Below are 23,239 nucleotides of genomic sequence, written 5' to 3' on the forward strand. Positions count from 1 at the left end.
CAAAACTCGTAAGTCATGTATTCGTAACTCTCAACTCAAAAAATTATCAATTTCCTGATAATCAAATCGCCTCAAGTCTATTGATAAGTTAATCATTCACAATCACCTGTTCCTTCACCCAGGTCCCCGGCTCCAGGACAAAGTGAGACTCTGCCGAAACCCCAATTTTTTTCAGCAACAAATACCCCTTGAGCAAAAGCTGTTCGCGGATAGGCATTACTGGCGAAATGAGGAAAGCGGTATCCAGCAGCACAAAACGGAAATCGGGCCCCACGTTGTGCTCTTGCAAAGCAGGGTAGTGGTTCTTCAATTGAATTTTACCCTGAGCCGCCAATTCATTCACTGCCCGTGGGAAAAACTCACTAACATCCGGGTGGATTTTATAGCCTAGGTGAAAATCGAGTCGATAAATCAAACCCGCTTCCAACTCGGTGAACTTGTAATAATTGGTATAAGGCTCATCCTCTTCTGAAAAGTGTAGGAGCCAATACACATCCGCACGTTTGGGCTGGCCCTGATAAATGGATTGCGGGATGGCTTCTTCGATCAGGTCCTTTTTGCGGGTTGAAGTCAAAAATACTAGGTGAGAAGAGAATAAAGGAATCCCTTCATCTTGGCTTACTGCTCGAATGGTAGGCAATACCTTAGAAAGCATGATCACGTTTCGCTTTTGTTTGGTGATGAGTTTGGCGTTGTAGACCGTGAACATCACCAGGAAAAATACGCCGCCCAGAATCAGTGCGAATTCGGCACCGTGACCAATTTTTTGAATATTAGCACTGAAGAAAACCCCTTCAATGGCCAAAAACAAAGCGATCAACAGATAAATCGCCCATTGTGGCATGGCCTTGCGACTAGTCAGGTAAAAATACAACAGCAAGGTGGTTGACAACATGGCAATGGTGATTGCGATGCCATAAGCCGCTTCCATTGCTGCCGATTTTTTAAAGAAGAGCACCACAAAGACACAGCCAGCAAACAACAACCAGTTCACAAAAGGAATGTACATCTGCGAACGGTGTTTGGAGGGGTGATACACCACAATGCGAAACCAGGTTTTGATGCGCAATGCTTCATGAATCAAGGAGAAAGAGCCCGTAATCAAGGCCTGACTCGCAATGATGGCTGCTATCGTAGAAATGGCCGATCCAAATGGTACAAACCAGTGGGGCATGATCCCGGCAAAGGGGTTGGCATACAGCTTTTGGCCCACATGCTCCATCATCCAGGCCCCCTGGCCCAGGTAGTTCAGCATCAAAGCTATTTTTACAAAAATCCAGGAAATCTGAATGTTGCGTTTGCCAACGTGGCCCAAATCTGAATACAATGCTTCTGCACCAGTAACGCAAAGAAAAACTGCCCCCACTACCCACCAGGCGTTGTGGTGGTGCTGGAACAATTTGACCGCGTAATATGGATTTAAGGCAAAAAATATTTCAGGATGGCCCATAATTGCTCCCACCCCAAGCACAATCAGCATGGTAAACCAGATCAACATCAAAGGCCCAAAAAACTTGCCTATGGTATCTGTCCCAAACTGCTGAAACATAAAAATGGCGATTAAAATGGCAATAACTCCAGGGACAATTGGTAGCGAAGGCAAGGCCTTTTGTGCTACCTCTAATGATGAAGTTAAAGAAATGGCCGGCGTAATCATGCCGTCAGCAATCAGGGCCGCGCAACCAATCATGGCCACATAAATCGTCCACTTGGGCGCACGCCGCCTGACCAGAGAGTATAAAGCAAAAATCCCCCCTTCCCCGTTGTTGTCCGCATTCAGGGTGATGAAGATGTACTTAAAGGTGGCTTGTAAAGTGAGGGTCCAAAAGATCAGCGAAATCCCCCCGTATATAAGCTCTTGGGTCAAAACGTCGTGACCTGCAATGGCGGTAAAAACATAGAGGGGAGAGGTTCCGATATCGCCATAAACAATGCCTAATGTTACGATAAGACTGGCAAAAGTTACTTTGTGTTGTTGTTGGTCTTTCACGGGTTTTTCTACTTGGTTTACGAAATACTTTGTGAGTGAGGCAAAGGTAAACCAAATGAGATATTCACCTAAAAAATTGGGGAAAATAAAATATAGGTTGAGGAAGGTTGAGAAGGTTTTGGCTACCGCAGCGACTTTGACAAGGACGCGTCTGAGTCGCTGCGGTAGCCTAAACCTTCTCAACTTTCCTCAACCTTCTCAACCATTTCCCTAAACTTCCCCATAAACCTTAGGGCGATTGCTCTTCGCAAAAGGCCGAATAATCAGCCGGAGCGCCCGGTCATAGGTTACATAGTTGTACACCCAACCCCAGAGTGTAGTGATTTTGTTGCGGAAGCCCACCAGGTACATGATGTGTACAAACATCCACATCAACCAGGCGACGATGCCGTGAAAAGTTTGGCCCAAAAAGTTGACTACGGCTTTATTGCGGCCAATGGTGGCCATAGTGCCTTTGTCAAAATATTTAAAGGGTTTCCAGGCCTGGGCTTTTTTGAGCCGAATCAAGTTGGCTCCCAGTTGTTCTCCTTGTTGGATGGCTACCGGAGCCATCATCGGGTACCCACGGGGTGTTTCGGGAGTAATCATGGCCGCTGCATCGCCGAGTACGTACAGGCCATCGTAGCCCAAAACCCGGTTGAAAGCATCCACTTGTACCCGGTTGCCGCCCACAATTTTATCACTGGAAATGCCTTCCGGGAATTGACCTTTCACGCCAGCTGCCCAAATCAAGGTTTCAGTAGGCAATTTGAAACCATCTTCGGTAATCAGCACAGCCCCATCGTAGAAGGACACTTTAGCATTCAAATTGACCTCTACATCCATTGCTTGCAAGTCCTTTAAGGCTCGGGCACTGGCACTTTCGCTCATGCCACCGAGGAGTTTAGGCCCTGCTTCGAGCAATACAATCCGCATGCGGGCCATATCCAAATCGGGGTAATCTTTGGGGAAGACGAATTTTTTCATTTCGCCCAGTGCACCCGCCAATTCCACCCCGGTAGGGCCACCACCAACAATGGCGATGTTGATCAAGGAATCCTGAGCTAAGCCATCGGGTATAACACTGGCTTTTTCAAAATTTTGCAGGATAAAACTCCGCAAATTCAGGGCTTCCGGGACCGATTTCAGGCCCATCATGTGTTCTTCCTGTTGGGCAAAGCCAAAGAAATTCGTTTGGCTGCCCGTAGCTACTACCAAATGATCGTAGCTGATGTCACCGATATTTGTCTCTACTTTTTTCTGCTCGGGGTCAATCCGCTCTACTTCAGCCATGCGGAAGGAAAGTTTGGGGTTGCCCTGGAATATTTTGCGGATGGGGTAAGCAATGCTGTCGGGTTCGAGGCCACCCGTAGCCACCTGGTACAACAAAGGTTGGAAAGTATGGTAGTTGTTGCGGTCCAACATGACAACCTGGAATTGTTGCTTGCGTAACTTTTTGGCCAGCGCCAAACCAGCAAAACCACCGCCAACGATGACTACTCTGGGGTGATCAGGTATGATGGGAAGATTAGCGTCCATATTTATGGTGTTTCTTTGTTTGGATTTAAAACTAACCCAAAGGTAGATCAAATGCATTTACAAGTCAACCAATATTTTCAATATTTTCAATTTTAATTGAAAATAAGTGAAATCAATGGATTTTTACCAAAACTGTATAATTCTGTTGCTTTTTAGCCCAAAGCAACCAACTTATATTGGTCAATTGATGCTGAAATAGATATAACAGATTGTACCAAGCAGAAAATTTTTCTTATTATTGTTTTATTCGAAGATTTTACAAACCAATTTGATTGTAATTTTGTTAGGTACCTGATAATTGATTTTCTCATCCAAATTGACGTAAATTGAATCTCTCGAACTTCAATTGAACCAATACCCCAGTTTGGGGTTTTGTTACTTCGATTGACAAGAACGTCAAAATGCACGAAAAAAAATCACACGCCAATATGGTGACTACCGACAACGCTATCGACCTTATTTTGAGCAACAGGGCTCAATCCATGGGCGATAATCACATCAGCACCGGAATAGAAACCCCTTTGCGCCCAGATGCCTTTGAGTTGAATGATAAGGAAAAGATGGAGATCATTGCTCACCATTTCGCGGCAATTATGGATACTCTAGGCCTGGATTTGAATGACGACAGCTTGCAAGACACCCCCAGGCGGGTGGCCAAAATGTTTGTTCAGGAAATTTTTCAGGGCCTTAATCCGGACAACAAACCCGAAATTTCTGCCTTCGACAACAGCTATGACTACAGCCGGATGTTGGTGGAAAAAAACATCACCGTAAAAACATTCTGTGAGCACCATTTTCTGCCAATTGTAGGAAAGGCCCACATCGGCTACGTTTCCAACGGCAAAGTGATTGGTTTGTCCAAGTTGAACCGGATTGTCGATTATTTTGCCCGTCGCCCTCAGGTACAAGAACGGATGACCAAACAAATTTTGCTGGCATTGCAAGAAGCCTTGGATACCCAGGACGTAATCATCGTGGTAGATGCTAAACACATGTGTGTCAGCCACCGCGGGATTCAACATGACGAAAGCACAACCCTTACCCTGGAATACAGCGGCTGCTTCGAAAATCCGGAAACCCGCCGGGAATTTCTCGACTGTCTGAAATAAATTTTCTGCCTATTGGGGGATAAATAATAAGCACTTATTTTTTTATCCCCCCACAGCTATTGCTTTTTGTTTATTTTTGCCCGCATGATTACTGCAAAGCAAATTAAAAAATCATACGGCAAATTACAGGTGCTCAAAGGCGTTGACTTGAGTGTACAACGTGGAGAAGTGGTGAGCATCGTGGGGAAATCAGGCGCCGGGAAAAGCACCTTGTTGCACATTCTAGGTACCCTGGACAACGCCGACGCTGGCCAAATCCTGATTGCTGATGAGGAGGTCTCAAAGTTGGATGCTAAAAAACTGGCTGATTTCCGCAGCAAAAATCTGGGCTTTATTTTTCAATTCCACCATTTGTTGCCCGAATTTACGGCCTTGGAAAACGTCTGCATTCCAGCCTACATCAACCGTACGCCTGATGCAGTGGCCAAAAAACGAGCTTTAGAATTGCTGGATTATTTGGGCTTATCTGCCCGGACTACCCATAAACCCGCGCAACTTTCGGGTGGTGAACAACAAAGGGTGGCTGTAGCTCGGGCATTGATGAATCAGCCCGCCGTTATTTTTGCGGACGAACCTACGGGTAATCTTGACTCAGCCTCTTCCCAGGAGCTGCACCAGCTGATTTTTAACTTACGCAAAGATTTTCAACAAACTTTCATCATCGTTACCCACAACGAAGAGCTGGCGAAGATGAGCGATCGGCGTTTGGAGATGAAGGATGGACTGTTATTGAGTTGAGGAGTTGAGAAGTTGAGGATACCGCAAGCGACTTGTGCGCGACCTTGTCTAAGTCTCTCGCGGTAGCCTCAACTCCTCAACTTCTCAACTCCTCAACCTTAAATTCATGGATCAAGAAACAAGAGAACTCTACACCGTAAGGATGCTCGGCCTCAAATTGCCTACGGACCCACGTTGGGTCAATCTGGCGGAAATGGACCTGGCAGAAATTTTGACCGACCACGCCTATTGTGAACAAAAGGCGGCGACTTCCTGCATTTCCCTGATTCAGGCTTATCCGGACAAGGAGGAACTGGTACGGGAGGTAGCTCCCATTGTGACCGAAGAATGGGGGCATTTTCGCATGGTGCTGAATGAACTGGACAAACGTGGCCTCAAACTGGGCCGCCAACGCAAAGACGAATACGTCAATGAGTTATTGGCCTTTCAGAAAAAAAGCGGCTCTCGGGAAGAACGTTTGTTGGAGAAACTCTTGATCTGTGCCCTGATCGAAGCACGGAGTTGTGAACGGTTCCGGCTCTTGTCCCTGCACATTGGCGATGAAAAACTGCGCGATTTTTATTATAAGTTTATGGTGTCGGAAGCTGGGCATTATCGCCTGTTCATCGATTTGGCCAAATTGTACAACGATGAAGAAGTGGTAAAGGCGCGTTGGCAGGAATACCTGCACAAAGAGGCTGAGATTATGGATGGCCTGGAGCTAAGGGGAGATCGGATGCATTAGTAGTGGGGCAAAATGAGCGTTTTTTTATCGCCCCTTAAACACTATATCATGTTCAAGAAAAACACCTTCACCTCCTATTTCGCCTGGTTTTCATTGCTGTTCTTTTTGGGAAATACTCCCTGGGGGCAGCCAAAGCAGGAAGAAAAAACTGCGACCCAACCTAACATCCTGATCATCTTTTCCGACGATCACGCCCTCAACGCCATCAGTGCCTACGGCAGCCCGTACATCAAAACGCCCAACATTGACCGAATTGGCAGGGAAGGTGCCATTTTCCAGCACATGTTTTGCACAAACTCTTTGTGCGCACCCAGTCGGGCAGCTTTGCTCACGGGTAAATTGAGTCACCTAAACGGCCATCGCGACAACCTCTCTGTGTTCAATGCCGGGCAAGACATGTTTCCCAAACGACTTCAGGCTATTGGCTACCAAACCAGCTGGATTGGGAAATGGCACTTGGAAGCGACCCCGCAATATTTCGATTATTGGACTGTTCTGCCGGGTCAAGGCCAATATTACAACCCGGATTTTATCGAAATGGATGGCCAAACCCGCCGCTACGAGGGCTACGCAACCACCATTACCACCGATAAAGCCATCCAATGGTTGGACAAAGACCGCGATAAAAACAAACCTTTTTGTATGGTCGTGGGGCAAAAAGCACCGCACCGGAATTGGTTGCCCGACACCATGGATTTCCACGCTTTTGATGGGGTGAAGTTCAAAATGCCGCCTACTTTTTATGACGATTATGCCGGACGGGTTGCTGCCGGAAAGCAGGAAATGAACGTTTACCGCGACCTGCGCATCCTGGAAGACCTCAAAGTGGATTACGACCTCAAACGAATGACCGAATCCCAACGCCGCGCCTGGCAAGCCTATTACCAACCTATGTCCGAGGATTTTAAACGGCAGAAACTCAGCGGTAAGGCCCTGGATGAATGGAAGTTTCAGCGCTACATGAATGATTATTTGGGTTGTGTTCTTTCCTTGGATCGCAACATTGGGCGGCTGCTCAATTACCTGGATGAACAAAAACTGAGTGAAAATACCGTGGTGATCTATGCTTCTGATCAGGGTTTTTACCTAGGAGAACATGGTTGGTTCGACAAACGGTTCATGTACGAAGAATCTGAGCACATGCCTTTTTTGATGCGTTACCCTAAATTGATCAAACCGGGCACCAAGGTGAACGAGTTGTTGATGGGCATTGATTTTGCGCCTACCTTTTTAGATTTGGCTGGTGCCGCAATTCCCAGCGACATCCAGGGCAAATCCATCTTGCCCTTACTCCGCAAAAAAAGCAGCAAAGACTGGCGGCAACAGGTATATTACCACTACTATGAAAAAGGAGAACACAATGTGATGAAACATTTTGGGATCCGAACCAAACGGTATAAACTGATTCGTTTTTATGGAGAAGGGGACTTTTGGGAGTTGTACGATTTACAAAAAGACCCCCAGGAAATGCAAAATGTGTACCCAGACCCTGCAAACCAGGCCCTCATTTTAGACTTAAAGCGCCAGTTGAAGGACCTGGCGGCAGGGTATCGGGATACAGAAGCGTTGGAAATTATAAAAATGCTGGAGTAAAATTTAATTATGTAGCCGCTCATCGAAGGGAATCGAAGAATTATCTATCATTTGTGCAATTACAGGTACAAAGTAATTACCTTTGCTGCGATTTTTTAGAAGCTAATTTTTTCATGGAGGCAAACTGTGTCTCTAAGGATTTTGTAATCTGTACGTTTGAAACATGGATAGAAATAACATCATCGGGATAGTCCTGATTTTCATTCTTTTTTTGGCATGGCAATATTTTCTGACACCTTCAAAAGCGCAAATTGCAGCACAGAAGCGCACCCAGGATTCCATCGCCAGAGTAGAACGACTCCGCGACAGTTTGACCATCGTAAAGAAGCAGGAAGCAAAAAAGAAATTGGAAGCCGCCGCTGAAGTGCCTGATACTCAGCGCGTCAAAATCTTGGGCGGCCAATTCGGTACTTTTGCAGCAGCTGCAGTTGGCAAGGAAGAAACAACTGTGTTGGAAAACGAACTCATCAAGGTTACCTTCAGCAATAAAGGTGGATACATCAAGGATGTTTTGTTGAAAAAACACTTCAAGATGGTGCATGGTAAGGATCGTAAAGACCGAAAGAATCCCTTGCACTTGTTGGATGATCCCAAAAACCGCTTTGAGTACACTCTGCCCGTGCAAGGTCTACGCAATGGGGTCAATACCGCTGACTTGTACTTTTCTGCTGAAAAAGACGGGAATTCGGTTACGTTCAGAGCAGATGCAGGCAATGGTGAGTATTTTGCACAAACCTATACCTTGACGGCTAATTCCTACAAGCTGGACTATACCCTGGATTTCAAAGGAATGGACAAAGTGTTTGCTTCCAATGCAAAGACCATTGAACTGAAATGGGTCAACTATCTGGATAAAATTGAAAAATCCACCCAGTATGAGCGCCAGTATTCCACCCTGAATTTCAAACCAGTGGATGCTCGTGCGGGACGCTGTTCGCCTACCAAACAGTTCTCCGAAAAAGATGCAGAAGGAGCTCCTATCCAGTGGCTTGCCAATACCAACCAGTTTTTCAACAGTTCCCTGATGTCGGAAAAAGGTTTTGCAAGCGCCCAAATGAGCAGCAAAAACCTGGCTGAAGAATCAGAGGACCTGAAGGAATTGAGCAGTACAATTCAGATTCCTTTTGGTGGTGGTAGCAACGAGCAATTTGCCATGCATTTTTACATCGGACCCAACGAATTTGACCGTCTGCACGATATGGGTTACAGCATGTCGGACATCGTACCTTTTGGCCAAAACATCATGGGAACCATCAACCGCTGGGTGATTCGGCCATTGTTTAGTTTTCTGACCGGTTTGTTCAGCAGCAAAGGGATTGTCATCTTGATGTTGACCTTATTGGTTAAACTCCTGCTGTTTCCGCTGACTTATCGGATGATTTACTCTCAGTCCAAAATGACGGCTCTCAAGCCTGAAATTGATCGCCTGAAAGAACGCCACGGAGATGATCAGCAAAAGGTACAAATGGAAACCATGAAGATGTACCGCGAATTTGGGGTGAATCCATTGGGAGCTTGTTTCCCGATGTTGTTGCAATTGCCCATCTGGTTTGCTTTGTATCGCTTCTTCCCAGCGTCCATCGAGTTCCGTCAGGCGAGTTTCTTATGGGCGGGTGACTTGTCCTCTTACGACGAGTTCTTCCAATTGCCTTTCAGCATTCCTTTTGGCTTCGGCGATCACATCAGTTTATTTGCACTGCTATGGGTGTTGTCCACTTTGCTATACACCTGGTACAACTCCAAAAACATGGACTTTTCCGCTCAACCGGCCATGTTGTATATGCAATACATTATGCCAGTGATGTTTATGGGCTTTTTTAATAGCTCTGCCTCAGGTTTGTCTGCTTATATGTTGTTCAGTAACCTGTTGAACATTGGACAAACCCTGGCCACGAAATACTTCCTCATTGATGAGAAAAAGATCAAGGCTACCATGGATGCTTACCGTAAAAAGCCCAAGAAAAAAAGTAGTTTTGGTGAACGAATGGAAACCATGCTGAAAGAACAGCAAAAACTGGCCGAAGAAAAGGCCAAACAAGGAAAGCGCAAATAATTTATTTTAGTTGAGGAGTTGAGAAGTTGAGGAGTTGAGATCGGCCACTGAGCGAAGTCGAAGTGCGATCTCAACTCCTCAACTCCTCAACTTCTCAACTCTTCAACAAAAATACACCACATGTTACTTTTACAAGCAGCAACCGGAGCCTCGGGAGCAGGTTACATCAACCTCCTTTTTATCGGTTCCATGTTTTTGATCATGTACCTGTTCATGATCCGTCCACAAGCTAAAAAACAACGTGAACAAGCCAACTTTGGCAAAAACCTGGCCAAAAACGACGAGGTAGTAACCAACAGTGGGATGCTCGGCCGCATCAGCAAAATCGAAGATGATGTGATTACCCTGGAGGTAGGCACCAAAGTATATGTTCGGGTATTGCGCAATGCTATTTCCAAGGAATTGACTGACGCTGTTTATGGAGCAAACAAAAAGCCACAGGTGGTTACGACTACCGAAGAATAACCTGATCCCTCGGGCACGGGAAGACCGGGCTATTCTGATGCAATGCATTGGAATAGCCCTCATTTTTTGGATAGGTGTTCGGATGTCCCAAACCTATGTGACCACAAAAAAAATTGAGCTCCATTTTGTACTTCCACCTGATCAGGCTTTTCACAAGGCACCACCGCGCAACATGTCTATTCAAACCAAGGGCCAGGGTTGGGACATGTTGTATGATTTTTTATTGGGCGCAAAAATCCACCTCACTTACGACCTTAGCCAAAGGAACAGCATTCGTTTGGATGAAAAAAGATTGCTCAATGATATCCGGAATCGTTCGAATGCCGAGGATTTAACTTTTTCCAACCTCACCCATACAGACATTCGGATCAGCCTGGAACCCCGAATGGAGAAATGGGTACCCATTCGACCCATTCCTGATTTGAGCTATTTATCAGGATATTATCTATCAGGCAATTTGAAATTAGAACCTGATTCAGTCAAAATATCGGGTCCTGTTTCAAAAATCGCCCCAACTTACGAGTGGCCTACCAATAAAATGACCTTGGTCGACTTGAAGGACGATTACGAAGGTTATCTGGCCCTAAAAACACCGACTCCGGAAATAAACCTGAACCTTCAACGGATTAAAGTCAATGTCCCTGTAGAGCAGGTAACCGAAAAAAATTTGTTTGTCAAAATACAGGTAAAGAATGCCGATCGGGAGTATCGCTTGTTCCCCAGTCAAGTGCGACTTACTTGCAATGTCGGTTTGAGCCATTTCAACTCCCTAAATTCAGGAGATTTTAGCGCAGAAGTAGATCTCTCAAATGCTGCCAGCCAAACTGGAAACACAGTTCCAGTTATGGTGAACAAACAACCAACCATTGTAAGCAATGTGCGCTTTGTGCCGAAAGTAGTGGAGTTTTACGCCATTAAAAAAGAAATCAATTGAGGTGACCCGGATTTTTTTCCAACTCTTCAATTAACTCCGCTTCTACACTCTGATCAATATCGATGCTGGAATCCTCCTCCTTCATTTTTTTAAACACCCCCCGGATTTGTGAGGGCAAAAGACTGACTTTGTGTCCCAACCATGATTCCAGGGTAACCGCTAAAACAACATATCCTTCGGTAACGCCCGGCACTGGCACCGCAATACACATGAAAAAAGGCAAGAATTTAGGGAGGTCTTTGAGCTGCTCCCGCGCTTGTTGTAATTCTTCAGCAGTAGGCCCATCTTTTGATCTGGAGCGAATGATTTTACCCCTCCCTTGTTTTACGAAAGTTTTGACCATTTGTTTGGTCTCGACACCTTCCATCCAGAAGGCCCAGAGCATCATCTTGGGAAAACGGGCAATTTTGCGTAATCTCATAGGAAATAGAGCTTGGTGAAATTGGAGGCGTAACACAAAATTACGGTAAAAAGGTTCCTAATGCAATAAAATCGACTACGGCAACTACAAACCCGATGTACGGGCGACCCTTGCGGTCGTCCTTGTTTGACATTACGGACTGCAGCCGGAAATGGGGGCGACCGCAAGGGGCGCCCCCACGGCGTTATTTATTCCCGGCGTTTTCTTTTTCTTTTTTGTTCATTTCGATGATCTTATCCATCACATCTTCCAGCTGATCGGCAGGAACCTGCTTGGAAAGGATCTCCTTTTTGCTGTCCAAAATGTACATCTGTGGGGTGGTTTCTACATTGTACTGAACATAATAACGCCCCGTTGGATCGGTGGCATTGTACCATCCGGTGAGGCCATTTTCCTGAATGTATTTGAGGCATTCAGGCTGATCCTGGGCGGGTTTCACACAGATGGCCACCAGGGTGACGCCTTTGTCCTTGAATTTTTCAAAGAATTTTTTCATCGCAGGCATCGATTCCTTGCAGTGGCCACAGTCGTAACGCCAGAAGTAAAGCAATGTATACTCAGACTTAAGTTGGCTCAACATGGTACGAGCACCATTGCGTTCCAGGATAATGTCGGGTGCTGTTTTGCCAATCAATAGTGGCTTGAGTTTTTTAGCGTTGTCTACAATTTTTTTCACCTGATCCTGGTTGGCCCAATTGGCTTGGCCGGTGGCATAGTATTTTTCGGCCATATGTACATATACGGCATCCATTCCTACAAACTTGGAAGCGGCATAGCTGTTTAAAAAGTGGATCAGGTAAAATTTAAATGCTTCTTCGGCAGGCCGCAGGCGTTCAAGCACGGTATCAATCGCCACACTGATCGAATCCGGGTGTTGAACACTGAGTTTATTCACGAAATAATCCAGGCGTTGGAACAAAAAGGGAGTCCGTAGCATCCGATTGTCACCCAGATTGATGTTGTCAAAAAAGTGCTTGCGGGTCCACAACCACAATTGGCGGTTTTTTTCCTCTTCCGGTAAGTTGTCAAAGGATTTGGGGGTCTCAGCATTAATATTGGCATTGATAATTGCTGCTGCCAGGGTCCCTTTGAACTTAACAACGTAGTCTTTTTGGTATTTCTCTACGTCCTGGTTCAGCTTGTCCATTTTTTTCTGAGCAACTTCTTTGGCCCCTGGATTGTCTTTTGCGGCTTCAATTTCTTTACCCAAGGCTTCCGCCTCAGGGCGTTTGCCATTCAGGTAATTGACATAGTCGTAGAACAAGGTGTTTTCCTTGCTGCCCTCAAACTTGACGTTTTCACCAGGTTTGTCCTTGGTGGTGCGTACAAAAAAAGACTGTTCTTTATCGGTCAACAGGATTTGAAAAAAATCGTTGTTGGGGGGCAAAACGATTATGTACATTCCACCTTTGAGGGCTTCAGTGCCGCTGAATACAAACTCTCCTTTGGCGTCCACCAAAGCGGTGTCCATTACATATTGCTTGTCGCCCATGTAATACCCGAGGTAGAGTTGTTTTTCGGTAAAGCCATCAATTTTTACCCGAATTTGGTAAGCGTTTTTAGCCGTTGTCTGCGCAAAAGCACTTGTGATCAAAAGGCTGGCAAAAAGTGAAAGAAAGTATTTTTTCATCTTTTCTATGAATTAATGCAGTTCAAACAATGTGATGAGATAAAGGGTTTTATGGGGCGGCACAAAATAAATTGTACATTTTACCCACTATAATGAGGCGATTGTTACTTGCTTTTTTTGCGGAGTTCAATGATTTGATTGACCACTTCCTCCATTTTTTCATCCACAATTTGTTTGCCGATGATGACTTTGTTGCGGTCCATCAAATAGACCTGTGGAGTTGATTCTACATTGTAGGTTTTGATGTAGGCCAATTTGGGATCATAGACGTGTAGCCAGGAGCCCAAACCATTTTCATCCACGTATTTCCAACAAGCTGGAATTTCGTTTTCTGTAACGTGACAAAGCGCTACCAATTTTACACCCTTGCTTTTGAAGTTTTCATTGAATTTTTTCCAATAAGGCACCGAATGTTTGCAATGCCCACAATCATAGGCCCAAATGACCAGCAAGGTATATTCCGATTCCAGTTCGTGTAGGTTAAATGTCTTGCCCTGGCGATCTTTTAAGGTCAGGTTGGGAGCCACCTTGCCAATCAACAAGGGTTTTTGTTTGTGGGCCATTTGGATCAACTTGTTCTGCTGCTCAACGCTAGTCAGTTTTACCTGGCCTGTTTCCAGGTAAGTTTCCACCAGATGCACAAACACGGCATCCATACCCATTACCTTGGGTTGTAAATACTGCCGCAGGAACATAATGGTATAGTATTCAAAAGCTTCGGGATTGGGCCGCAATTGATTCAAAACATAATCAATGCCCACTTTCAGCGAATCAGGGTGCTGGAACAACAACTCGTTGACATAAGTGGTGATGGCCTGGTAGTAATGAGGGGTACGCAGCAGGCGAAATTCTTGTAAAGGTACATTGTCAAAACAATGCTTGCGGGCATAGTACCAGGTTTTGTACATTTTTTCCTGATCGGTACCCGTAAAATTGGGGTAACGAATAGGCAAACTGGCTTTGATAACCAGGGCGGTATAAGTATTGCGGTTTTCGCTCAAAAACTGTTGTAAGTAACTTTGTACGGTTGAATCCGCTTTGAGTAAATCCTGCTTGAGCTTTTCTTTTTTGGGGCCTTCGGGGCTGCGTTTGTATTGCGCGCGGAGGGTATCCAGTTTGGGATTGTTTTCGCTGACGTAATGGATGTAACTTTGAAACAATTCATTCTCCTTGGAGCCAACAAATTTCAGGCTCTCAAAAGGACTGGCTTTTTTGGTGAGGATGCTAAATTGTTGCTCTTTTTCCGAGATGACGATGTCGATTCCGATGTTATCCGGCATCATCACCAAGGAATAAATACCAGGTATCAATGCCGTAGTGCCACTAAAAGTGTAGGCCCCGTCAGCGCCCATCTTCACGGTGTCCTTTATGTATTGTTGATTCCCGAAATAGTAGGTCAGGGTTAATTTTCGCTCCCGATAGCCTTCAATCTTTACTTTGATGTTGTAACCAGCACTGGCGAAAATACTCAGCGTGTGAAAACAAAGAAGAACCAGCGTTGTAAATGCTATTTTCATGGATATCGATTGCTTTTGGGACGAAGTTATAAATCTCTGGTAACATCATCCGAAGGGCAAAATTCGCAACTCTTTTCCAATTGCATTCAATTGCCGTCAAAATTAACGAGCGCTTAACAGAATTAAGTGTGGAATAGGTACTCATCACTGCATTTTCAGCACAACACAGGCCCCGCCTTCCGGGGCATTTTCAAAATGCAGGGCAATTCCCAATTTTTGGGCAAAATCATGCACCACCTGTAAACCAAAACCACTGAGGAGAATTTCTTTTTGCGGCAGCACCGAACCACTTAGAAGGTGGGCAGGAAAGCCGGGACCATTGTCGGTAATGCTCAGGCATTTTTGATGACCTTCGCTCCAGGCTTTCCAGATGATTTTGCCGTCGTTTTGGTTCTTGACTGCCTTGCTGGCGTTGGAACTTAGATTTTGGAGCACAATCCAGAGGTAGTTGGGGTCGGAATGGATCTTGAAATCGGCAGGGCAATCAAATGCCCATATTTGATCTTGAGTTGAAAACGTGAGCTTTAAACGATCAAAAAGTTCAGTCACAGCTACTTCTTGTGGCTCCACACTGGCCCGATTCATTTGTTCTTTGCTCCACAACAACATGTTTTCCAGGTTTTCCAGGAGCATTTCGGTATTGCTGGTGATCCTGGCCTGATTCTGGCTGGCTAATTCCGGAGTCAACAAATCAGGTGCATTTTTTTGTAGGTGGAGCAGGCCGATCAAATTGCTGAGCGGATGCCGCAAATCGTGGCTCAATACGGCCAACAATTGCGCTTTTTGTCGATTGGCAAGATCCAAGGATTGGTTGAGTGCCTGGAGTTGTTGATTGGATTTGCGGCGAATTAGACTCAAACGGTAAAACAAGAAGGCAATCAGTACCAGCAAAAGACTCCCCAGCGCAAAAGCCCACTGGATTTTGCGTTGGTTGCTAATGGTGAGTTTTTGGATGGCGATTTCAGCGTCTTTTTTTTCCAGGAAAAAATTGCTTTCGGCTTCGGCCAGTTTGTTTTTGCTTTCCTGAGAAAAAATCGAATCGTGTTGGGCATGATACGTATACATGGCTTGAAAAGCCGGAGCATAGTTGCCTTTAGCGGCCTCTAGTTCAGCTTTTAAGCTCAGTAAAAAATGTTGATTGCCCTCGTCCTTTGCAGCATTGGCTAGATCAGTTGCTCTACGATGATAATACGTAGCCTGCTCTAATGCCAATTTTTTACCGTTTTTACTGAGTTTTGCACTGTCCAGAAAAGACCACCCAATATTGCCTAAATTGGTAATGGACAATTTAAAAGCTGGGTAGGTCTGATCCCAAATGGACTGGGCATTGAGCTGCAGCTGAAGCCTGGGTTTTAATGGTTTGATCAACAAAGCCTGGTTTTGGTAAACCTCGGCTATTTTGATTGGTGCATCAATGGTTTGAAAAACTTTCAGGGCTTTTTGGTAGTAACGAATGGCTTGCAGGGTATCTGTTTTGAGTTGGAATTGATTGGCAATACCAGAATAGGTGGTGGCAATCCCCAGCGTGTCACCAATTTCACGATACAGGGCCAAGGCTTTCCGGGAATATGGTAGAGATTTATTAAAATGGTTTTGCTCAGAATAAAGGGTAGAAATATTGTTGTAAATTACGGGTAATAAGGTTGTTTGCCCTGATTTTTCGGCCGTTTTTAACGCGGCCAAATATTCTTCCAATGCTTTACTGTATTGCCCTTGTCTCAAATAGAGGGTGCCTAGTGTAATTTGAGAACTAGCGATGTTGAATAGATCCCGGTTTTTTTGATGGACTTTCAATTCTGCGATCAGGTAAGGCTTTGCCTTGGTATAGGCCCCCTGATCACTATAGATTCTGCCAATCAGCCCATTGAATATACCAATTCCTTTTGCCCAAGCCATTTTGTTCACGTGTTTCATGCCCAAATTGGCATAATGCAGCGCTTTGTCTGGTTGCTCAACCGATTGATCCACAATGGCTTTGTACAAACGAGCCCGAGCCGTATCTTCGGTCGTTTTGGGGAGAAGTTGGATGAGAGAATCCACAACCAATAGTTCCTGAGCCTGAATGCTTTGAAAGAACCCAAGCGAAAGCAAGTACAGGAGCAGACGTTTTTTTGGCATCATGGGCATATGAAATTGGGTTATAATAAGGACAGATTTTGCTTGTATTTTCTGCCAATGGGAAGCGATATGCCCCGCACTACGATTTCGGAAGCACCTATTTTTTCAATAAAAAACTTCTGAATCGCATAACTGCGGTGAATGCGGGTGAAATGACCAAATTCTGGCATCGACAATAGACTCCCAAGGGTGGACAAAACACAATGGTTTTTCTGGGTTGTCACTATTTTGGTGTAATCTCCTAGTGCTTCCAGGTACAACACATCCTTGAAGTTGATGCGCTGCTGTTCGTGGCCTTCTTTGATAAAAAAACTTTCTGAGCCAATAAACTGGTCAAACAAGCCCGATTTTTCCTTCAGCGTAAAATGTTCCTGCAAACGTTCAACGCAACGCTCAAAACGTTCCGATTTAAGTGGCTTAACCAGAAAGTCAAAAGCGGAGCTTTCGTAGCTGTCCAGCGCATATTCAGGGTGAGCGGTGATAAAAACGCAGAGTGGCTTAGGGTTGAGATTTTGCCAAAACTCCAGGCCGGATTGTTCGGGCATGTCGATGTCTAAAAAAAGCACCTCGACCTGGTTTTTTTGCAAAAAATGAGCCGCATCAATACTGGAAGAAAAAGTGTCCAGCAGTTCCAAAAACGGCACCTTGCGCACCATCGATACATTCATCAGTAAGTCTACAGTGTCGTCGTCTACAATGATACAAGTGTGTTTGAGCATGTTTCTCCTTCGTTTTTCACCATTACAAAAGTAGCCAACTGCATTCGCTTCTGGTGTCGTTTACCGATAAAAAAAGTAGTTCACCGAATGGAACTTGAAAGAGGGGCAGCATCCCTCTACTTTTGAAGCATCAGTTAACGCATTTAAATTGATTAGAATGAATCGCCGCGCTTTTGTATACACCAGTTTGTTGTCTTTTCCGGCTTTTTCCACCGCCAATGAAGCCTGGTTTAACTCCTCGCCCCGAAAAGCCTTGGTGATTAAAGCTCAAGCCAGTCGTTTTAACCGAGCAACACCATTTCAAGGCGTAAACCCTAATGATTTGAAACTGTCCACCAAAGACACCAAAGGTAAACTGTCGACTTTTGATTACGTAGGCATCCAAAAAGTAGGCCCAAGTTACCATGCTCATTTGTTTCAGGATGAGGTGTTTTTTGTAGTAGAAGGGGAGTACGTGTTCCAGGTTGGGGGTGAAAAAACCTTATTAAAAACCGGAGACTTGATCTTTTTGCCCCGCACCATACCCCATACCTGGGTGCAGATCTCAGACCGGGGCCAAATGTTCTACTTTTTGCAGCCTGCGGGCAAGATGGAGGAATTTTTTCTGCAATTGACCAAATGGGACGGCAAAGCCACCAAATCGCAGTACGAAAAATTGGGCAAAGATTGTGGTATTGAAAACCATGGACCGTCCATTGTGGCCACGGATCAGCACACTTTGATAGAGCAACCTAAAAATGGTTTTGTGGTGAGAGCTGGCAAAAGCCGCTTCAAAGAAACCACCCTGATCGATGGAGTAAACGCCAACGACATCAAGGTTTCCGGCAAAGACACCTCCAACGAACTCGCCATTTTTGAATACCATGGAGCGACCAAAGGAGGCCCTCCTTTGCACGTTCATCCCCATCAGGATGAAGTGTTTTACGTGACCGCTGGCCGGTACCTCTTTCAATGTGGCGACGAAAAATTTGAACTGCAAAAAGGCGATATGATCTTTTTGCCCCGATCGGTGCCCCATACGTTTGCCCAAGTTTCAGACGCCGGAAAATTGCTCTTCTTTTTCACTCCAGCGGGTAAAATGGAAGATTTTTTCCGGGCTATTGGTGGAAATAAGCCCTTGCCCGCCGGAACGGACCCTTTTGCTGCGCATGACATGAAAGTTGTGGGTGACCCACTGAAGTTTTGAATCATTATTTAACACTTTAAACCTTAAATAAATGAAAAATCGATTTCCTGCACTGCTGCTTGTATTGGCTTGTTGCTTTGTCTTCAGTTCTGCCTTCATGTGCAGCAAAGAGGACAATGAAAGCGCTCCGGTTAAGCCAGAATTCACCTCCTTAATCGGGTATTGGAAGCTAAAAAGTGGCGTTTCCTTCGGCATCAACGAAAATGGCGAAAAGAAACAAACCGCAACCATGAAAGAAGGCACAGTTGCTTACGAGTTTTTTGCGGATGGCACTTTTGTTAACCACGTATTGGTCGGAAAACCAACATCCGAAAAAGGGAACTGGAAATTGGAGGTCAAAAAATTGGATGGCAAGGATATTGAAGAAGGAACATTAGCGCTCACCTCACCGGGAATGAAAGCTGTTGCCGGTCAGGTATTTGTGGATCAGGATGGATGGATGCGGCAGCAGATTTCAAGCATTAATAAGTCTGCTGGAACCACCAAGCACCGCATTTATCTCATTTCGAAGCGTACCGAATCCTATCCCTACAAAGAAGCTTGGGTAGAAACGACCTACGAAAAACAATAGTCAATTAAAGCACCACTCAAATCCCTAAACATGAAGCGTATCCTGATTTTTTTGTTTTTTGCCTTGCCCTTGGCACTTTCTGCTGCTACTTTTTATGTAGCTACAACAGGCAATGACAACAATGCAGGCACCCTGACTGCCCCCTTTAAAACCTTGAGCAAAGCCATTGCTGCCGCATCGCCAGGTAGCATCATCGAACTGCGCGGTGGGAAATACACGTCCAGCGAAATCCGCATCAACAAAAGCAACCTGACCATTCGCTCTTACGCCAACGAATGGGCCATCATCACTGCGGTAACCAATGTGGAGGACATCAGCTCCTGCCTTTGGTACAACGAGCCGGAAATCGATGGCGGAACGCTAGAGCGCCTGGAAATTGTAGGTGGCTACTACTACGGGCTCAAATTTGAAAGCAATTGGGATTGGGACAATTCTGTACCCTTTTCCAAACGCCGGGGTACCAGCAACATCACCGTGCGCAACTGCATCATCCACGATACCGGGCGAGATGCCATCAAACTGACTCCGGCTTGCAAGGGCATCAAAATCCTCAATTGTGAGATTTACAACAGTGGCAAGGGTCCAGGGGCTCAATTGGACTTCAACGCTGAAGGCATCGACAATGTCAATGCCCCAGATATGTTGGTCAAAGGCTGCAAAATCCACGACATCGCCACTACTGGCGTCTACGCCAAGGGTGGAGCCCGCAATTGCCGCATCGAAGGTAACACCATCACCAATTGTGGCGAAGGTGGAATTTATCTGGGCTTTTATACCGACGCAGAATGGTTTGATACCCAGTCCAATCCCGAATACTTTGAAAACCTCGATGGCATAGTGATCAACAACCTGATCATGCACACCAAGCACGCCGGGATCGGCTTATGGGGGGCCAAAAATGCCCAGATTTACCACAATACGGTGGTCAATGCCGGGCAAGATGAAATGGCCACCCTCTTTTTTAATGTCGGAGATGTGTGGTTGAGCGATACCAAATCGGCGCATCCAGGCAACATCAACGCCAAAATTCAGAACAACCTTTTTGTCCAAACTTCCACCCAAAATCTGCCCATATGCCGTGTTCGCGATAATGCAGGCTCGAAAACCAATTTGGTCGACAACAACATCTATTTTCGAAATGGAGGCAAACTGGTTTTTATCAATGACAACATCACCTGGGAAGATCTCACGCTGGTACAATGGAAAACCCAAAACGGGACCGATCAAAAAAGCCTGGAGCTAGACCCCAAGATTGACGCGAAAGGCCACTTGGTTACCGGAAGCCCCTGCATTGGCAAAGCCATTCCAATCCCAATGATTACCCACGATGTGGATGGGGGTTTGCGCGACAACAGCCCGGATATTGGGGCCGATGAGTTTGCCATAGCCTCAGGTATAAAATCCAAACCAAACGAGACTGGGTTGCAACTGCAGATCAAACAGAACCCAATTCAGGATGAAACCCTGCAGGTCAGTATCCAAACCGAGCAGAAAATACAGGCTACTTTTCATGTGCTGTCTACAGGTGGGCAGGTGCTGAAAAGTAAAACTACCCAGTTTTTATCGGGAGAAACCACTCAACAATGGTCGCTTACTGACTTACCTGCCGGCATCTACGTATTGCGAGCTATGGGGAAAAGTAGCCTTTTTGTCAAACCATAAACAGCCATAAAACCCTTAAAATTCATACCATGAGACATTTTATGATTGCACTTTGGGCCAGTGTACCACTGTGCCTCAGTCTAAACCTTTGCCTCAGCGCACAGCCTGTCCAGGCGCCTAGCCACTTCAAACCTAATGGGAGTGTCCAAATATTACAACGCTTGCCTGTCGCTGACGGGGTGTATTACCTCAAAGTACTCAACACGGGTAAATACTTGGGAGTCGCAGGCATCGATACCCGCAATGGAGCAGCCTTGATTCAGTGGGACTTTGTCAACGCAGCCAACCATAAATTTGAACTCAAAAACATTGGTAACAATGTTTTTACCCTTAAAGCCATGCACAGTGGCCGCTATCTCAATGTAGCGGGACAGTCTTTGGACGACAATGCACCCATAACCCAGTGGGACTATGTCAATCAGGCCAACTTGCATTTTTCTCTTGTTGCCAATGATCAAGGTGCACGAATTCGTTGTGAGCAGTCACAGAAATATTGGAACCTGTACGGTGGAAACCATCAAAACAACAATGGCATCGCCGTGGTGCAATACCGGGGGACTGGGCCTGGTTTTGCACTGGAGCCTGCCGAATCTGGCTTAAAAGTAAACAAGGATCAACTGGAAAAAGTCGGACCAGCACTGTCGCGTACTTTTGAAAAGACTCGCCGGACCTCGGACGGTGTCACCCTGACCTCCCGTTACCAAATTGCTCCATCGCTCGCTACAAACCTTGCTGCTAAAAGTGGCAAAGCCAAAATCATCAGCAACAAACCAGCGCCTTCTTCTGAGGTCAATTGCGAATCTTCGCTTATTCGCATCAGCCTGGACGATAACTCTTTTATGACTGCCGATATCGCCTCCCAGCTGGATGAAGTTGTACCTGGTTCGGTATTCAATATCCTGGATTATCTGAGTGGCTCCTGGAAACGCCAGACCCAATTCCTGAAACCCATCACCTTGTCATCGGGAGTCAAAAATGTAATTGCGGGTGGCTCGGTATTGCAGGAGGTCAACAACCCGTTGAAACACAATTTGCAGCAGGCTGTCGCCAATTTGTATGGTCAATTTTCGGCAGAACAAAACAAACAAGCCAGCTTAAGCTACAATGCAACCATTAAAGAAGTGCACAATGAAGCTGATTTCCAACTCCAAATTGGAGCAGGTGCACATTACATGACCTACAGCATTGACAATCTGTTCAATTTTCAACGCGGCTCAAAAAGTACCTATTTGTTGTTGGACATTACAAAAATCATGTTCACCATTGAGGCCAGTGCGCCCGAAGGAGGTTTTTTTACTGACGAAAGTCTTAATCAGGATCCGAATCTGGTATACCTGAAAAAAGCAGACTACGGTTTGCGCATTTTGGCCAGTGTTGAGATGAAAGAATCATCAGAATTGATTGCCAATAAACTTAAACTGAGTGTAAATGCCCTGGTTGCAGGTGCCAACGTAGACCTCGATATGCTGAGCCGGGAGTTGAATCAGGAAATGACTATCAAAATGTTTGTAGTAGGAGGCCAATCTCGCGATGTCGTGTCTGCCTATAACCTGAACGACCTGAAAAATAAGGTACAAAACCTGGAGCGCAACCTGACTTACCACACCTGCCAGCCCATTCGCTATGTCATCGCGACTACTCGCGACAACTGGGTCGTGAGCTACAATACTGCAACCGACGAGTTTATCAAACAAACTTGTACACTTCCTGCGGTTCAATCTGCTGGGGCGAACGTGGAACTGAGTGGTTTGATGATCAAAGGAGGACCAGAAGGTGGTGATCTGGATATGTACGGCAAAGTATGGGTTATGGCACATCGAGGAGATGGCAGTGCGATACCTGCAGAAAGGGGGCAAAATATGCTGCTCGATATTCCCGGTGAACAGAGCATTGACCTTGACAACCCCGCCAATACCATCAACCCCGGTAGTCGGGTACGCTTTTATTTCCCTCCGGGTACTACTGAAGGCGCATACATCGAAGTTTTTTTCGCCCTCTTTGAAAAAGACGCCAATCCTGACTATGCCTATGGGGATGGCGACGACGACCACTTTGTGTTCCGTTATCGAGATCAAAGTAAATCGTTTGATACCGGTAAGATGAGCAAAAGATTTTGCTCCAAGAAATTCTACCTCAATGAGCTACCAAAATTCGACTACAGCGAAGAATTTTCAGAATCCAGTGAAGTAATTCAGTTGACCAGACTCAGTATTTCCAAAACCCCTGCAATGCAATAAACCATGTGTAAATCTGGAATTTTGTTTTTCCTGTTTATATTTCTGACGGTGACA

18 protein-coding genes are annotated in these 23,239 nt (G+C 45.5%); 11 read left to right on the top strand and 7 right to left on the bottom strand.

The window, feature by feature from the left end:
• Positions 1–88 precede the first annotated feature (88 nt).
• Both SFV55_RS25830 and SFV55_RS25835 read right to left on the bottom strand, forming a co-directional pair.
• Positions 89–1,990 carry a KUP/HAK/KT family potassium transporter gene (locus SFV55_RS25830; RefSeq protein WP_320032472.1) on the bottom strand — a complete coding sequence of 634 codons (1,902 nt, stop codon included), beginning with the start codon at positions 1,988–1,990 and terminating at the stop codon, positions 89–91.
• Between the two features lie 210 nt (positions 1,991–2,200).
• On the bottom strand, positions 2,201–3,508 hold the full coding sequence (locus SFV55_RS25835) for an NAD(P)/FAD-dependent oxidoreductase (RefSeq protein WP_320032473.1): 1,308 nt from the start codon (positions 3,506–3,508) through the stop codon (positions 2,201–2,203).
• A 428-nt stretch (positions 3,509–3,936) separates the two neighbouring features.
• Between SFV55_RS25835 and folE the strand changes: the two genes are divergently transcribed.
• The 7 genes from folE to SFV55_RS25870 all read left to right on the top strand — a co-directional run bounded on the left by folE (position 3,937) and on the right by SFV55_RS25870 (position 11,124).
• Complete coding sequence (folE, locus tag SFV55_RS25840; RefSeq protein WP_413776743.1) at positions 3,937–4,617, top strand: GTP cyclohydrolase I FolE; 681 nt, start codon at positions 3,937–3,939, stop codon at positions 4,615–4,617.
• An 84-nt stretch (positions 4,618–4,701) separates the two neighbouring features.
• Entirely contained in the window at positions 4,702–5,355 is a 654-nt protein-coding gene (locus SFV55_RS25845) for an ABC transporter ATP-binding protein (RefSeq protein ID WP_320032475.1), read from the top strand.
• 106 nt (positions 5,356–5,461) lie between these two features.
• Positions 5,462–6,079 (top strand): tRNA-(ms[2]io[6]A)-hydroxylase, encoded by a 618-nt coding sequence (locus SFV55_RS25850; protein ID WP_320032476.1) that lies wholly within the window; start codon positions 5,462–5,464, stop codon positions 6,077–6,079.
• A 48-nt stretch (positions 6,080–6,127) separates the two neighbouring features.
• The gene (locus SFV55_RS25855; RefSeq protein WP_320032477.1) at positions 6,128–7,672 is read left to right on the top strand and encodes a sulfatase; all 1,545 of its coding nucleotides are present in this window, start codon (positions 6,128–6,130) and stop codon (positions 7,670–7,672) included.
• A 163-nt stretch (positions 7,673–7,835) separates the two neighbouring features.
• A complete protein-coding gene (gene yidC, locus SFV55_RS25860; RefSeq protein ID WP_320032478.1) occupies positions 7,836–9,725 on the top strand; it encodes a membrane protein insertase YidC in 1,890 nt (629 codons plus the stop codon).
• Between the two features lie 120 nt (positions 9,726–9,845).
• Positions 9,846–10,190, top strand: a complete 345-nt coding sequence (yajC, locus tag SFV55_RS25865; protein WP_320032479.1) for a preprotein translocase subunit YajC — start codon at positions 9,846–9,848, stop codon at positions 10,188–10,190.
• A 97-nt stretch (positions 10,191–10,287) separates the two neighbouring features.
• Positions 10,288–11,124 (top strand): hypothetical protein, encoded by an 837-nt coding sequence (locus SFV55_RS25870; RefSeq protein WP_320032480.1) that lies wholly within the window; start codon positions 10,288–10,290, stop codon positions 11,122–11,124.
• Here SFV55_RS25870 and SFV55_RS25875 read toward each other — a convergent pair.
• From SFV55_RS25875 to SFV55_RS25895, 5 genes are all read right to left on the bottom strand, one after another.
• Entirely contained in the window at positions 11,117–11,545 is a 429-nt protein-coding gene (locus SFV55_RS25875; RefSeq protein WP_320032481.1) for a hypothetical protein, read from the bottom strand. The two genes, SFV55_RS25870 and SFV55_RS25875, sit on opposite strands and share 8 nt — an antisense overlap.
• A gap of 184 nt (positions 11,546–11,729) precedes the next feature.
• Positions 11,730–13,175, bottom strand: a complete 1,446-nt coding sequence (locus tag SFV55_RS25880) for a thioredoxin-like domain-containing protein (RefSeq protein WP_320032482.1) — start codon at positions 13,173–13,175, stop codon at positions 11,730–11,732.
• A 104-nt stretch (positions 13,176–13,279) separates the two neighbouring features.
• Complete coding sequence (locus SFV55_RS25885) at positions 13,280–14,692, bottom strand: redoxin family protein (RefSeq protein WP_320032483.1); 1,413 nt, start codon at positions 14,690–14,692, stop codon at positions 13,280–13,282.
• A 144-nt stretch (positions 14,693–14,836) separates the two neighbouring features.
• Positions 14,837–16,813 carry a tetratricopeptide repeat-containing sensor histidine kinase gene (locus tag SFV55_RS25890; RefSeq protein WP_320032484.1) on the bottom strand — a complete coding sequence of 659 codons (1,977 nt, stop codon included), beginning with the start codon at positions 16,811–16,813 and terminating at the stop codon, positions 14,837–14,839.
• A 17-nt stretch (positions 16,814–16,830) separates the two neighbouring features.
• Positions 16,831–17,529, bottom strand: coding sequence for a LytTR family DNA-binding domain-containing protein (locus tag SFV55_RS25895; protein ID WP_320032485.1), 699 nt, complete (start codon positions 17,527–17,529; stop codon positions 16,831–16,833).
• A 157-nt stretch (positions 17,530–17,686) separates the two neighbouring features.
• Here SFV55_RS25895 and SFV55_RS25900 point away from each other — a divergent pair, with 157 nt between their 5' ends.
• The 4 genes from SFV55_RS25900 to SFV55_RS25915 are packed head-to-tail and all read left to right on the top strand — an operon-like array spanning position 17,687 to position 23,185.
• Positions 17,687–18,715 (top strand): cupin domain-containing protein, encoded by a 1,029-nt coding sequence (locus SFV55_RS25900; RefSeq protein WP_320032486.1) that lies wholly within the window; start codon positions 17,687–17,689, stop codon positions 18,713–18,715.
• 31 nt (positions 18,716–18,746) lie between these two features.
• Positions 18,747–19,286, top strand: coding sequence for a hypothetical protein (locus SFV55_RS25905; RefSeq protein WP_320032487.1), 540 nt, complete (start codon positions 18,747–18,749; stop codon positions 19,284–19,286).
• 30 nt (positions 19,287–19,316) lie between these two features.
• Positions 19,317–20,948, top strand: a complete 1,632-nt coding sequence (locus SFV55_RS25910; protein ID WP_320032488.1) for a right-handed parallel beta-helix repeat-containing protein — start codon at positions 19,317–19,319, stop codon at positions 20,946–20,948.
• Positions 20,949–20,977: 29 nt separating this feature from the next.
• Entirely contained in the window at positions 20,978–23,185 is a 2,208-nt protein-coding gene (locus SFV55_RS25915; RefSeq protein ID WP_320032489.1) for an RICIN domain-containing protein, read from the top strand.
• Positions 23,186–23,239 lie beyond the last annotated feature (54 nt).

The sequence above is a fragment of the Haliscomenobacter sp. genome (genome assembly GCF_033763495.1).
GTDB lineage: Bacteria > Bacteroidota > Bacteroidia > Chitinophagales > Saprospiraceae > Haliscomenobacter.